Source organism: Devosia sp., from assembly GCF_017307565.1.
Taxonomy (GTDB): domain Bacteria; phylum Pseudomonadota; class Alphaproteobacteria; order Rhizobiales; family Devosiaceae; genus Devosia.
On the sequence record NZ_JAFKHD010000423.1, the window covers coordinates 1,698 to 14,342 of the forward strand.

Consider the following 12,645-nt stretch of genomic DNA (forward strand, 5'->3'; position numbering starts at 1 on the left):
AGCCAGTTCCCAGAAGCCGAAGAAGATAGAGAACAGGGGTTTTGAGCGGACCCAGGCGAGCGCTGTGGCGCCGATCATGGTCATGATGGCGGCGGTGACCATGGCGGCGCTGAGGAGGCCGGCGAGGAAGTAGAGGGCCGTCAGGATTGACCAGTCGACGGCGACCTGAGTGACGGCCCAGCCCATGAGGCCGACGGCGAGAATGATGTGGCCGGCATAGCCGATATTGAGGCCGGAGAAGACCAGGTAAATCCAGGGGCTGACGGGCTTGATCAGCACGGCGTCGAAGGTGCCGAGGCGGACTTGTTCCTCGATATTGCGGAACTGGGTGAAGCTGAGAGAGGCGCCGATGGAATAGGCGAGGAGGTGGAACGACAGGAGCAGGGCCATTTCGCTCCAGGTCCAGCCGCCGAGATTGCCGAAGCGGAGAAGCAGGAGCGCGATGGCCGTGTAGGTCGCGGCATAGCTTAAGGCCTGGGCGAACCAGGCGAGCAGCACGGCGCCGCGATATTCCATGCGGGTACGGACATACATGCGGACGAGATGGGGAACGACCGAAAGGGAGCGGGACATTTCTAGCCTCCCTGCACGATGAGGCGTTGGCGTGCCTTGCCCCAGAGGGCGAGGACGGCGGCGGTGAGCAGGCCGAGCCAGACGAGGCCGATGCCGAGATGTAGCCAGGTGGCTGTGGGGTCGAGTTTGCCGAGATAAACGGCGGCTGGATAATAGCTGATCCAGGAGAAGGGTAAGTAGCCGAAGATCGTCGCGAGTGGTGTCGGCAGGAACCACAGCGGGATGATGGCGCCGGAAAAGAGCGACATGATCGCCATCAGGAACCATTCGAGCGAAAAGGCGGTGAGCAGCCAGAAGGCCAAGAGGCCGCAGAGGCAGGCGAGGGTGAAGAGGATCAGCCAGGACACGGCCCAGTAGGGGAAGAACATGAGGCCGTGGAAGAGGCTCGCGGGGGGAAGGAGGCCGACGGTGAGGCCTACAATGAGGGCGACCGGGACAACGATGGCGACGCATTCGAAGGCGAAGTGGCCGAAATGGGTGCTCAGGAGATAGCTGGGATAGTGCAGCGGCTTCAGCAGAAAAACCGCCACATCACCAGTGCGGACGGCATCGCCGACATCGTAGAGGACGCGGGAATACTCCCAGTAGAGCAGTGGTCCCGAAAGGAGCGCGTAGGTGACCATTTCGGGGAGAGTGACGCCGTCCACCTGAGCGGCCCCGGCAAAGGCGGCGGTCCAGATGGCGATGCGGGCGAAGATGCTGACGAGATCGCCGAAAGCGCTGGCCCAGACCTGATTGCGATAGACGAGGCGGGACTGGAAGGCGGTGAGCGCAAAGGCGGGATAGGCCGCGGCTCTCATGGCCTTGCTCCGACTGCTGCTGGCTTGTTTTGATAAAAGGTGCGGATCACCTCTTCGATATTGGGCTCTTCAAGCTTGATGTCGGTGAGGTCGTGGCCCGCGCCGAGTTCGGTCAGCACGTCGAGGATGGAGGTCTGTTCGTTTTCGAGCAGGAAGTGTTTGGCGAGGCCGTCGTCGGTGACGAGCGCGGCGGTCTTGAGGGTGATGGGGCCGGGGTCGGTGCCGAATTCCAGTTTCAGGCGGCGGCGAGAGCCGAGGGTTTGGCGCAGGTGCTTTAGCTCGCCGTCGAAGAGCAGTTTGCCGTCGTCGACCATGATGAGGCGCGGGCAGATTTCCTCGATGTCGACGAGGTCGTGGGTGGTGAGGATGATGGTGGTGCCGCGGTCGCGATTGACCTCGGCGAGGAATTTTCGGACCACGTCCTTGGCGACGACATCGAGGCCGATGGTGGGCTCGTCGAGGAACAGGATTTTGGGGTCGTGCAGCAGCGCCATGGCGATTTCGGCGCGCATGCGCTGGCCGAGGCTGAGCTGGCGGACGGGGCGATCCACGTAGCCTCCCATGTCGAGCATGGTGGTGAGGCGGGCAAGGTTTTCGGCAAAGCGGTGGGCCGGGATGTCGTAGATGTGGCGGTTGAGATCAAAGCTGTCGCGCACCGGCAGATCCCACCAGAGCTGGCTGCGCTGGCCGAAGACGACGCCGATTTCGGCGGCATTGGTGATGCGATTGGAGTGAGGCTCGCGGCCCAGCACCTGGAGTGTTCCGGCGGTGGGGACGAGGATGCCCGTCATCATCTTGATCATGGTCGACTTGCCGGCGCCATTGGGGCCGAGATAGCCGACGGCTTCGCCGGGTTCGATCGCGAAGGAAATGCCGTTTACGGCGCGGACTTCGGTGAATTCGCGCGAGAACAGGCTGGTGATGGCGCCGGCCAGGCCCGGCTTGCGCTTGGGCTGGCGGAAAGTCTTTTCGACGCCCTGTGCCGATATGATCGCCATGGTTTCCCCCTCCCAGACGCAGGGAAGCTAACCGATTCTTGGGGCGTGGGAAGGGGATGGAACGAGATGGCCCGCGCGGTGCGCGGGCCAGGAGGAGTTACATGCGCACCTTGGCGGTGTCGCCCATGTCGGGCTTGGCGCCGGTGGCCGCGGCAACGAGCATCTTGGCGGTGGCGACGACCATGTTGGGGCTGTCCCAGACTTCGCCATCATCAGGCGTGACGCGAAGGAGGCAGATCTGCGGATCGCTGGCGCTGTCCCACCAGGCCTTGTCGAACTTCTCCCAGAGCTCTTCGATCTTGGCGCGATCATTGAGCACTTCGGCCTCGCCGGCGATGACAGCGTATTTGTGGCCGCCATTGTCGGCCCAGGCGAGGGGGGATGGGGGATTTCGACAGGAAATCTGTGCGGGAGGGAAGATGGATTGCCGGGGCGAGCCCGGCAATCCATCTCGGGGAGCCTAGCCGTCCTACGGATGGCGTGGACCACCGGGACAAGCCCGGTGGTGACGATGGAAGGGATAGAGTGGCGAAAGAGCTGGGAAAGGCAGAGGGTAGCCGGTCGCTATGTCCGGTTGAAATAATCGTAGACCAGTTGGGCCATGGCTTTGGAAATGCTGGGCACTGACTCGAGGTCCATCAGGCTCGCTCTTGCGACGGCTTTGGCTGAGCCGAAGTGGTTGAGGAGGGCGCGTTTTCTCGTTGGGCCGATGCCTTCGATTTCGTCGAGGGGGTTCTTCACCACGTCCTTCTTGCGCTTGGCGCGGTGGGTGCCGATGGCGAAGCGGTGGGCTTCGTCGCGCAGGCGCTGGACGTAGTAGAGCACCGGGTCGCGGTGGGGCAGCATGAAGGCGTCGCGGCCTTCGATGAAGAATTTTTCGCGGCCGGCATCGCGCTCTTCGCCCTTGGCGATGCCGATGAAGGTGACTTCTTTGGGCAGGTTCAGTTCGGCGATGACTTCCTTGACCGCGTTGAGCTGGCCAGCGCCGCCGTCGATGAAGACGACATCGGGCCAATCGGGCATGCCGGTCTGTTCGTCCTCAGCGTCGGTCTCGCTTTCGGCGGCAAGGCGGGAGAAGCGTCGGGTGAGCACTTCGCGCATCATGCCGAAGTCGTCGCCGGCCGAGATGTCGGATTTGATGTTGAAGGTGCGGTAGTGCTTCTTGGAAAAGCCCTCTTCGCCCGCGACGATCATCGCGCCGACCATGTTGGTGCCGGAGATGTGCGAGTTGTCGTAGACCTCGATGCGGCGTGGGGTGTCTTCGAGGCCGAAGATTTCGCCGACGCCTTCGAGGAGCGCACGGTGGGAGGCGCCTTCGGCGAGCTGGCGGCCGAGGGCTTCGCGGGCGTTTTGGAGGGCGTGATTGACTAGGTCGCGCTTTTCGCCGCGCTGCGGGGTCTCGACGCGGACCTTGTAGCCGGCACGAGTGCGGAGCGCTTCTTCTAGAACGTCCGGCTCGGACATTTCGTGGCTGAGGAGCACGAGGCGCGGTGGCGTGCGGTCTTCGTAGAACTGGCCGATGAAGGCTTCGAGCACTTCGGCGTCGGACAGGGAATCGTCGGCCTTGGGGCGGAAGGCGTGGTTGCCCCAGTTCTGGAAGGCGCGGAAGAAGAAGACCTGCACGCAGAACTGGCCGCCTTCGTGGTGAATGGCGAAGACGTCGGCTTCCTCGACGGATTTTGCCGTGGCATCGCCCTGCGACTGGATCAGCGCGAGGGCTGAAAGGCGGTCGCGGAGGAGGGCCGCACGTTCGAAATCGAGGTTTTCGGCGGCGTCGGCCATGTCCTTTTGCAGATGGTCGCGCACCGTCTGGGACTTGCCGGTGAGGAAGAGGCGCGCGTCTTCGACCAGCTCGCCATAGGCATCGAGGCTGACTTCGCGGGTGCAGGGGCCGGCGCAGCGCTTGATCTGATATTGCAGGCAAGGCCTTGTTCTGGCTGCGTAAAAGCTGTCCGAGCAATTGCGCAGCAGGAACGCCTTCTGCAGGCTCGCAATGGTGCGGCCGACGGCGACGGCGGAGGCAAAGGGACCGAAATAATGGCCCGGGCGACGACGGCTGCCGCGGTGCTTGGTCAACTCCGGGGCTTCGTGATCGGTGGCGATCAGGATGTAGGGAAAGCTCTTGTCGTCGCGGAGGAGGACGTTGAAGCGCGGTTTCAGGCGCTTGATGAGGTTGGCTTCGAGAAGCAGCGCCTCGGCCTCTGTCTCGGTGCGCACGAACTCCATCGACACCGTGGCCATGATCATGCGCTGGATGCGCACGGAGAGGCCCTCGGGGCGGGTGTAGTTGGTGACGCGCGACTTTAGCGAGCGGGCCTTGCCGACATAGATGACCTCGCCGTTTTCATCGAGCATGCGATAGACGCCCGGCGCCGAGGGCAGGGTGCGGACGAAGTTCTTGATGACTTCGGGGCCGGAGGGCGGGGGAGTGGGAGTCTCGGTCATTTTCTGGGCGTGGGGCCGCGGCGGGCCGGATAGTCGAGGTGCTTGCCGCCATCGAGGGCCAGCATCTGACCGGTGAAAGCGGGCATGGAGAGGATGGCCAGCACGCCCTGGGCGATGGCTTCGGGCCCGGCGTGACGTTTTAGGGGCAGGCTGTTGAGGCTCTGCTCGAAGTCTTCAGGGCTCTGGCCGTTATGCGGCAGGACGGGGCCAGGGCCGATGGCATTAACGCGAATGGCCGGCGCCAGCGACTGCGCCATGGTCTGGGTGGCGGTCCAGAGCACGGATTTTGAAAGGCTGTAGCTGAAATAGGCCGGGCTCGGGTGCAGCACCCGTTCGTCGATCATGTTGATGATGTTTCCCTCGACGCCGGCAGGAAGCTGGCCGGCAAAGTCGCGTGAGAGAAATATGGGGGCTTCGGCGTGGATGGCAAAGTGCCGGTCCCACAGCTCCTCGTTCACATCTCGGGCAGAATCGGGATCGAAAGCCGAGGCGTTGTTGATGAGAATGCTCAGCGGGCCAAAGGGCTTTGCGGCCTCGGCGATCAGTCTGGCGCGGTCGTCGCGATTGGCGAGGTCGGCCTTGACCGTGGCGGCGCGGGCGCCGCTGGCGTTGATTTCGTCGGCCAACCTTGCAGCGTCATTGCCGCCGGAGCGGTAATGGATGACGACGGCGTGCCCGGCCTGCGCGAGGGCGCGGACAATGGCGGCGCCGATTCGCGTGCTGGCGCCGGTGACCAGGGCGATACCGGGATGATCAGGAAAGATTCGGGGCGTTTCGGACATCGTGCGCAGAATAGGCCGGATTGGCGGTGGGCTTCAATTGGTGCTTGCGGGAGCTTGGACCAGCTATCTGCACAAAAGAAATGACAGATTGCGACAGCAGGTTGGGGCTTTCGCGGCGATGCGAGGAGGATTAACGTTTCGTTACACGGAAGGAGGAGCTTCCGTGCAAATGGAGGGCGACTACAATGGAAGTTTTAGTGCCTATTTTGGTGCAATTGATTGCCGGCGGTGCCGGCGGCAATGTCATCGGACAATTGGCCAAGAACCTCAGCTTGGGAACAGCCGGTAATTCAATCGCCGGCGCGATCGGCGGGCTTGCGGTTACCTGGCTCGCCGGAAAGATTCCAGGCCTCGAAACGCTGGTGGGTGCGGCGTCAGGCGCTGGCGGCCTCGACTTCGGCGCTTTGGCGGGGCAGGGCGCGACCGGTCTTGTCGGTGGCGGCGTGCTGACGGCAATCGTCGGCATCATCAAGTCTACCATGGCCAAGGCATAGGCCGTGCTATAGCGTTCCGGCGCCGCGCGAAGTCGTTTTGCGAGGCGCCACAATTGTTTCCCGGTGACCATGTCTATTCCCCACGCGCCCGGCGCGGACAATCTCGGCCGCGCCATTGCGCTGACTCTCACCACGATTGCAGTTTTCGGTGTGCAGGACGCGGTGGCCAAGCTGCTGGTGCAGGACTATTCGCCGTTCCAGATCACCATGATGCGCTATTGGGGCTTTGCCGTTTTCGCGCTGTTCATGGTCATGCGGCAGGGGCCGATACGCCAGGCGCTGAAATCGAAAATGCCAAAGCGGCAGATTTTGCGCGGCGTGCTGCTGATGGCCGATATCTGGTGCTTTGCCATTGCGCTGCAAACGGTAGCGCTCGGGGAATTGCAGGCGATCGTCATCGTCTATCCGCTGCTGGTGACGGTCTTTGCGATTCCTATTCTGGGGGAGAAGGTCGGCATTTTCCGCTTTGCCGCGGTGGGGGCAGGGCTGGTCGGTGCGCTGGTCATCCTGCGGCCGGGCGGGGTGCCGCTCGACTGGGGTGTGGGCTTTGCGCTGGCCTCGGCGGCGTTCTATGCGCTCTATATCGTGCTGACGCGGCAGGCGGCCGGCCATGACAGCACGGCGACGAGCCTGCTCTATGGGGCGCTGGTGGGGCTGGTGCTCTCAACCGGCGTCGGCATTTTCTTCTGGCAGCCGATGGCCTGGACGGATTTCGCGCTGGTGGTCGTGACCATGATCACGACCTGCGCGGGGCATGGGGTGATGGTCTATGCGCTGACCATGGCGCCGGCCAGTGTGTTGCAGCCGTTCAATTATTTCTCGCTGCCGTGGGCCATCGTGCTCAGCGTGCTGGTGTTCGGGCAGTGGATCGATCCGATTTCGCTGATCGGTGCAGTCATCATCGTGGCCGCGGGGCTGGTGGTGATGGCGCGCGAGCGACGCAAGCGCATTCCGGTCGTGGCGGCGGCGCCCGTTGGCGAAGAATAGGCGGCCCTTGCAGTCGGGCCTGCGAATGGGCATGTGACATGGCGGATATGAGGGAGATGCGCCCATGTGGCTGATCCAGATCGCCTTGATTCTGCTGCTGATTGGCGGCGGGTGGACCATGCTGACGCGTGGCCGGGTGACCAAGGAGCGCGAGGCGCTGACCTTGCGGCGGGTCGACGCCTATATCGAGACTATCCGTCGGGAGCGGACCAATCCCGAACTCGTACGCATGAGCGATCGCGAACTGCGGGACCTGCTCGATTCCGGGGCGCGGAATTTTCGGGTGGCGAGCCAGCGGCGCGGCTGGATCGTGCTGGGGCTGGGGGCCGTGACGCTATTTTCGGCCATCGTCGTGGCCAGCCAGGATGGGTGGCGCGGTTTTGGCATTGCCGTGGTGGTGGGCGCGATTGCTGCCTATGGGCTCAACGAGTTTTTGCTGCGCCGGGCGCGGGCGCCGCTTGAACGGCACGGCATCGATGTCGAGCGGCTGCTGGTGGAATGAAAAACGCACCGGACGGGGCCCGGTGCGTCTGATGGGATGGTCTGACCGGCTTAGCTGCCGGCGCAGAAGTAGCCGTTGGGGCCGTTAAAGCAGAAGCTGGCGCCAGGGCGGGTCGGATAGGGGGCCGGATAGGTCGGGTAAGACGGCCAGGGATTCGGGTTCCAGTGCGGCGGGCGCGGCGGACGCGGATTCCAGTGCGGAGGACGCGGGGGCGGAGCCGGCTCGTACCAATCGTCATTCCAGCCGCCGCCACCACCCGTCGAGAGGTAGTTGGCCGAGACCCAGCCACTGGGGCCGCGCTTCTGGATGAAGCACCAGCTGCCACGACAGTATTGGATATCCACCCGTTCGCCGCGACGCAGCGCATCGACCACGCCATAGCCGGTGCCGGGGCCCGAGCGAACGTTGACATTGCTGGTTGCGAAAGCGGGCGCAGCCGAAGCTGCGGCGGTGGTTGCCAGCACTGCCAGGGTAGCGAGCCCGGAAGCGATCAGCTTGCGAGTAAGAGCCATGGGAGTTCTCCTTTCCCTGTCGTTGGCTTGTTTTTGCCTGGGTACAGATAACGACATCGTGGATGAACCCAGACTGAACGAACCCTTCAGGCTTGGATGCGGCTCCTCATTCGCGCGCCAGACCTGTGATTCAGGAAATGCGCAAAGGCGCGTGGCGTTGCGCGGAAAGCCGCGTGAACACTCAAAATTGCAGCAGATCGGTGAAGCGGGCGAGGATCTTGCCAAAGCGTTTGCGGTGTTTGGGCTTGAGTTCGCCCAGCAGCGCTTCTTCGAGTTGGGCCCAGTGATCGGCAAGGCTGTTGCGAATGCGGATACCCCGCTCGGTGAGCGCGACGCCCGGAGTCAGCTCCGGACCGACGGCGCGCCGGTCGATGAGACCGCGATCGATAAGGCGGGAAAGGCGCGGGGTGAGCATATCGAGAGGCAGGCCAAGCTCGGCGGCCAATGCTTCCTCGGTCGTGCCTGAACGGCCCATCTCGAACAGCACGGCATCGTCGCCCGGTTCGAGGCCGCGTTCCTTGAGCGGCACAAGCAGAGCTTTGTGCGCCAACTGACCGGCTGCGATCAGCCGATAAAGGACGGAACTGGGCGAAGGTTTGGACATGAGCGGGAAAATAGTCCGAACTCCGGTTAGGCGTCGATGGTGGTTCCATCCTATCGTTAATCAGGCAACGACCAAGGGGCGTTATTGTTCACCCAATGCAGATGAGTTATGTCAGAATTGGTAGGGCTCAGTCGTGCAATGCCACGTGTCCGACGCCCGACAATGGAGGCCAATTTGCAGGATCTCGCCCGCATTCGCGCATTCGTGCAGGTCTTTGATGCCGGTGGATTCTCTTCGGCGGCGCGGGTGCATGGGCGCTCCAAGGCGCTGCTCAGCAAATATGTGACCGATCTCGAAGACTATCTCGGCGTGCGGCTGATGAATCGCACGACGCGGAAACTGAGCCTGACGGAAGCCGGCGAGGCCTATTATCGCGAGGCTTCTTCGCTGCTCCAGCAGCTCGATGATCTCGACGCGACGATAACCGACCAGACGGCCGAACCACGCGGCATGCTGCGGGTTTCCGCGCCGCGCAACTTTGGCGAGTCGACGCTGGCTCCGGCGATTTTCGAGTATCTCAAGAAGTATCCCAAGGTGACGCTCGATCTGCGTCTCGAGGATCGCTATGTCGACCTCGTAGACGAGGGCATCGACGTGGCCCTGCGGATTTCGATGCTGGCCGATTCTTCGCTGATCGCGCGCAAGATTGCCGATATGCATGTGGTGGTGGGCGCTTCGCCAAGTCTGATCAAGACGGTGGGCACGCCGCAGCATCCTGATGATCTTAGGCACCTGCCGTGCATTGTAGACGTCAACCTGCAGGGGCAATCGAACTGGCGGTTTGTCGAGAATGACAAGACCATTTCTGTCCCGGTGACCGGTTCGCTACGCGTCAATTCTCCACTGGCGGCGCGCACGGCCGCCGCCATGGGTCTCGGTTTTGTCGTATTGCCATCCTATCTCGCTGACCCACTGGTCGCGAGCGGCGAGCTCGTACCGGTTTTGCCGAATTTCCTGCCGACCGGGCAGACGCTGCAGGCGGTTTATCCGCACCGGCGGCACCTGGCGGGCAAGGTGAGGGCGCTGATCGATCATCTGGTGGACTGGTTCGCCGTACACCCGATTAACTGACGGATGTGGGGCTTGGTTTTTTCGCGTTTTGGGGCGGCCGCGTTGCGGCTGGTGGCGCTGTTTCTGGTGACCGCGGGGCTGGCGCAACCAGCGCTGGCGCACCCACACATCTTCATCGATGCCAAGGTCGACGTGATTTTCGATGATGCCGGGCGCATTGCCGAGCTTCGGCACAATTGGACCTTCGACACGGCTTTTTCCGTGTGGATGGTGCAGGGGCTCGACACGAACGGGGACGGCATCGTCTCGTCTGAAGAAATGCAGGAGCTGGCCGACGAGAACATGGTCGGGCTGGCCGATTATGGGTTTTATACCTTTGCCGGGGACGGGATGGCTTTCACCTCGTCCGGCGACCAGCGCATGACCTACACCAACAATCGCGTCACGCTCGACTATTCCATCAAGGCGACGCAGCCGGTGGCGCCGGGCGCGCGCTTTGAGCTGGGCGTCTATGACGCCGAATATTACGTGGCGATTGGTTTTGCCGATGCGAGCACGGTTCGCCTGATCAATGCCCCGGCAAGCTGCAGCACCGAACTCGTGCCGCCGCGCGCCATGGACAAGGCGACGGAGGAGCGGCTCTATGCGCTCGGGCCTGAGGTGCTGGAACTGCCGCCCGATCTGGCCGCGGCAATGCGCGGGACGCAGGGGCTGATTGTTGTTTCCTGCGGAGACGCGCCGCCACCGGTGACAGCGCTGCAGGCGACCGAGCAGGTGGCGCAGGCCAAGCCCGCCGCACCCTTTGGCGGCCCGCCGCCGGAGCCGGGCCTCAACCTGCCGCGCACCGGCTTTTTCGGCTGGCTGCAGGAACAGCAGCGCACATTCTATGCCGCCATGACCGGCGCGCTCGACCGCATGCGCAGCGACTGGACCGCGTTCTGGGTGCTCGGCGGCCTGAGCTTTCTCTATGGCGTTTTCCATGCGGCCGGGCCGGGGCACGGCAAGGTGGTTATCTCCTCCTATGTGCTCGCCAATGAACGGCAATTGCGGCAGGGCATTGCGCTCAGTGCGCTATCGGCGCTGCTGCAATCGCTGGTGGCCATCGGCTTCGTGCTGGTGCTGGCGGGGGTGTTGCAACTGACCAGCACGGCCATGGGCGATGCGGCCCATTGGGTGGGCGTGTTGAGCTATGCGCTGGTGGTGCTGCTCGGCCTGTGGCTGGTGGCGCGGAAGGTTTTTGGGTGGGGGCACCACCACCACCATCATCACGAGGATGGGCACAGCCATCACGATCATCACGATCACGATGGGCATGACCATCATGACCATGATCACCACGGGGCGCACGATCACGATCACGATCACGATCATCATCAGCATGAGCACATGCATCACGCCGTGGCGCCGGCCGATCTCAAGGGGAGCTGGCGGGAGAAGCTGGGCGTCGTGCTCGCCGTGGGGCTGCGGCCGTGTTCGGGCGCGCTGGTGGTGATGGTTTTTGCGCTGTCTCAGGGTGTGCTTGCGGCGGGTGTCGTATCGGTGCTGCTGATGGGGCTGGGGACAGCGATCACCGTTGCCGCGCTGGCTTCGCTGGCGGTGGGCGCCAAGGGGCTGGTGAGCCGGTTGGGCGGTGGTGAGAGCCGACTGGCGCAGGGAATCGTCTGGTGGGCGGAGCTTGCCGGGGCGGTGTTCGTACTGCTCTTTGGCGTGCTTTTGCTGATGGCAAGCCTATAGGGGGCTCATCCGCCTTGATCCTGCGCAAGGGGGAGCGCGACCCATCGCCGCCTTGCGGCAGGGCGAGAACTGGATATGTTGCGGCCAACTCTGGAAATCTTCCAAACTGGCGCCCCCATGTCCGATCGTTTGCCTTCCGACCATCCTATCGTAGCCGCGCAGAAGATCGGCGTCCTGCTGCTCAACCTCGGCACGCCTGACGCAACCGACTTCTGGAGCGTTCGTCGCTACCTCAAGGAATTCCTCTCCGATCCGCGGGTGATCGAGACGCCGAAGTGGCAGTGGTGGCCGATTCTGAATCTCGTCATTCTCAACTTCCGGCCGCAAAAGGCTGGTCATGCCTATGAGATGGTCTGGGACAAGGAGCGCAATGAAAGCCCGCTGCGGGTGATCACGCGCGCCCAGACCGAGGCTCTCGCCGCACGCATGAAGGGGGACGGCGTGATGGTCGAATATGCCATGCGCTACGGCAACCCCTCCACGCGCAGCGTTCTCGACAAAATGCAGGCCGCCGGTTGCCAGAAAATCCTGCTGCTGCCGCTTTATCCGCAATACTCCGCGACGACGACGGCGACGGCCAATGACAAGGCCTTTGATGCGCTCAAGACCATGCGCTGGCAGCCGGCCGTGCGCACGGCGCCCGCTTATTTCGATGATCCCAAATATATCGAGACGCTGGGTAATTCGATTCGCGATGGCGTTGCTGCGCTCGATTTCGAGCCTGACCTCGTGATCACCAGCTATCACGGCATGCCGGTCGAATATCTCAAGAAGGGCGACCCCTACCACTGCCAGTGCCTCAAGACGACGCGCCTGGTGCGTGAATATCTGGGCTGGCCGACGGAAAAGCTGATGGTCACCTTCCAGAGCCGGTTCGGACCGACGGAATGGCTGCAGCCCTATACCGACAAGACGCTCGAAGCGTTGCCGGGCAAGGGAATCAAGAAGGTCGCGATTCTCGCGCCCGCCTTCTCGGCTGACTGCATCGAGACGCTCGAAGAAATCGCCATTGGCGGCAAGGAGACCTTCCTTGAGGCCGGTGGCGAGAAATATGCCTATATTCCCTGCCTCAACGACAGCCCGAGCGGCATGGACATGATTGAAAACGTCGTGCGGCGCGAGCTTCAGGGCTGGCTCTAGGTCGCTCGGCTCGAAAGAGGTGACCACCGGGCAGGCCCGGTGGTCGTTGTCTGATGTCAGCTG

Annotated in this window: 14 protein-coding genes; 6 read left to right on the forward strand and 8 right to left on the reverse strand. The window is 63.1% G+C overall.

Annotated elements, in window-relative coordinates; all coding sequences use genetic code 11:
• The 6 genes from J0I64_RS17855 to J0I64_RS17880 all read right to left on the reverse strand — a co-directional run.
• On the reverse strand, positions 1 to 573 hold a 573-nt coding region (locus J0I64_RS17855; RefSeq protein WP_291410713.1), incomplete at its 3' end, for an ABC-2 family transporter protein.
• Positions 574 to 575: 2 nt separating this feature from the next.
• The gene (locus J0I64_RS17860; RefSeq protein WP_291410716.1) at positions 576 to 1,373 is read right to left on the reverse strand and encodes an ABC-2 family transporter protein; all 798 of its coding nucleotides are present in this window, start codon (positions 1,371 to 1,373) and stop codon (positions 576 to 578) included.
• Complete coding sequence (locus J0I64_RS17865) at positions 1,370 to 2,371, reverse strand: ATP-binding cassette domain-containing protein (protein ID WP_291410717.1); 1,002 nt, start codon at positions 2,369 to 2,371, stop codon at positions 1,370 to 1,372. Before J0I64_RS17865 ends, J0I64_RS17860 begins: the two co-directional genes overlap by 4 nt.
• 97 nt (positions 2,372 to 2,468) lie before the next feature.
• Positions 2,469 to 2,816, reverse strand: coding sequence for a pyridoxamine 5'-phosphate oxidase family protein (locus tag J0I64_RS17870; protein WP_291410719.1), 348 nt, complete (start codon positions 2,814 to 2,816; stop codon positions 2,469 to 2,471).
• 119 nt (positions 2,817 to 2,935) lie between these two features.
• Positions 2,936 to 4,816: an excinuclease ABC subunit UvrC gene (uvrC, locus tag J0I64_RS17875; RefSeq protein ID WP_291410721.1), complete on the reverse strand. Its 1,881-nt coding sequence runs from the start codon at positions 4,814 to 4,816 to the stop codon at positions 2,936 to 2,938.
• Positions 4,813 to 5,598, reverse strand: coding sequence for an SDR family oxidoreductase (locus J0I64_RS17880; protein WP_291410723.1), 786 nt, complete (start codon positions 5,596 to 5,598; stop codon positions 4,813 to 4,815). Before J0I64_RS17880 ends, uvrC begins: the two co-directional genes overlap by 4 nt.
• A 185-nt stretch (positions 5,599 to 5,783) precedes the next feature.
• Between J0I64_RS17880 and J0I64_RS17885 the strand changes: the two genes are divergently transcribed.
• From J0I64_RS17885 to J0I64_RS17895, 3 genes are all read left to right on the forward strand, one after another.
• Positions 5,784 to 6,092, forward strand: a complete 309-nt coding sequence (locus tag J0I64_RS17885) for a hypothetical protein (protein ID WP_291410724.1) — start codon at positions 5,784 to 5,786, stop codon at positions 6,090 to 6,092.
• Between the two features lie 69 nt (positions 6,093 to 6,161).
• A complete protein-coding gene (locus J0I64_RS17890) occupies positions 6,162 to 7,079 on the forward strand; it encodes a DMT family transporter (protein ID WP_291410726.1) in 918 nt (305 codons plus the stop codon).
• A gap of 64 nt (positions 7,080 to 7,143) precedes the next feature.
• Positions 7,144 to 7,581, forward strand: coding sequence for a hypothetical protein (locus J0I64_RS17895; RefSeq protein WP_291410728.1), 438 nt, complete (start codon positions 7,144 to 7,146; stop codon positions 7,579 to 7,581).
• Between the two features lie 50 nt (positions 7,582 to 7,631).
• On the opposite strand, the gene J0I64_RS17900 is transcribed toward J0I64_RS17895, so the two are convergent.
• Both J0I64_RS17900 and J0I64_RS17905 read right to left on the reverse strand, forming a co-directional pair.
• Positions 7,632 to 8,093, reverse strand: a complete 462-nt coding sequence (locus J0I64_RS17900; protein WP_291410730.1) for an SH3 domain-containing protein — start codon at positions 8,091 to 8,093, stop codon at positions 7,632 to 7,634.
• 181 nt (positions 8,094 to 8,274) lie between these two features.
• Complete coding sequence (locus J0I64_RS17905; protein ID WP_291410732.1) at positions 8,275 to 8,697, reverse strand: MarR family winged helix-turn-helix transcriptional regulator; 423 nt, start codon at positions 8,695 to 8,697, stop codon at positions 8,275 to 8,277.
• Between the two features lie 174 nt (positions 8,698 to 8,871).
• Between J0I64_RS17905 and J0I64_RS17910 the strand changes: the two genes are divergently transcribed.
• The 3 genes from J0I64_RS17910 (at position 8,872) to hemH (ending at position 12,582) form a co-directional block, all read left to right on the forward strand.
• On the forward strand, positions 8,872 to 9,768 hold the full coding sequence (locus J0I64_RS17910) for a LysR family transcriptional regulator (protein ID WP_291410734.1): 897 nt from the start codon (positions 8,872 to 8,874) through the stop codon (positions 9,766 to 9,768).
• Positions 9,769 to 9,780: 12 nt separating this feature from the next.
• A complete protein-coding gene (locus J0I64_RS17915; protein WP_291410735.1) occupies positions 9,781 to 11,442 on the forward strand; it encodes a DUF1007 family protein in 1,662 nt (553 codons plus the stop codon).
• A gap of 117 nt (positions 11,443 to 11,559) precedes the next feature.
• Positions 11,560 to 12,582, forward strand: coding sequence for a ferrochelatase (gene hemH / locus J0I64_RS17920; RefSeq protein WP_291410737.1), 1,023 nt, complete (start codon positions 11,560 to 11,562; stop codon positions 12,580 to 12,582).
• The last annotated feature ends 63 nt before the right edge of the window (positions 12,583 to 12,645 follow it).

What these genes read in the sequence shown, in the direction of transcription:
- J0I64_RS17885 (WP_291410724.1), top strand. Translation starts at nt 5,784, where the DNA reads ATGGAAGTTTTAGTGCCTATTTTGGTGCAATTGATTGCCGGCGGTGCC.
- J0I64_RS17905 (WP_291410732.1), bottom strand. Translation starts at nt 8,697, where the DNA reads ATGTCCAAACCTTCGCCCAGTTCCGTCCTTTATCGGCTGATCGCAGCC.
- J0I64_RS17895 (WP_291410728.1), top strand. Translation starts at nt 7,144, where the DNA reads ATGTGGCTGATCCAGATCGCCTTGATTCTGCTGCTGATTGGCGGCGGG.
- J0I64_RS17865 (WP_291410717.1), bottom strand. Translation starts at nt 2,371, where the DNA reads ATGGCGATCATATCGGCACAGGGCGTCGAAAAGACTTTCCGCCAGCCC.
- J0I64_RS17880 (WP_291410723.1), bottom strand. Translation starts at nt 5,598, where the DNA reads ATGTCCGAAACGCCCCGAATCTTTCCTGATCATCCCGGTATCGCCCTG.
- J0I64_RS17900 (WP_291410730.1), bottom strand. Translation starts at nt 8,093, where the DNA reads ATGGCTCTTACTCGCAAGCTGATCGCTTCCGGGCTCGCTACCCTGGCA.
- J0I64_RS17890 (WP_291410726.1), top strand. Translation starts at nt 6,162, where the DNA reads ATGTCTATTCCCCACGCGCCCGGCGCGGACAATCTCGGCCGCGCCATT.
- uvrC (WP_291410721.1), bottom strand. Translation starts at nt 4,816, where the DNA reads ATGACCGAGACTCCCACTCCCCCGCCCTCCGGCCCCGAAGTCATCAAG.
- J0I64_RS17860 (WP_291410716.1), bottom strand. Translation starts at nt 1,373, where the DNA reads ATGAGAGCCGCGGCCTATCCCGCCTTTGCGCTCACCGCCTTCCAGTCC.
- hemH (WP_291410737.1), top strand. Translation starts at nt 11,560, where the DNA reads ATGTCCGATCGTTTGCCTTCCGACCATCCTATCGTAGCCGCGCAGAAG.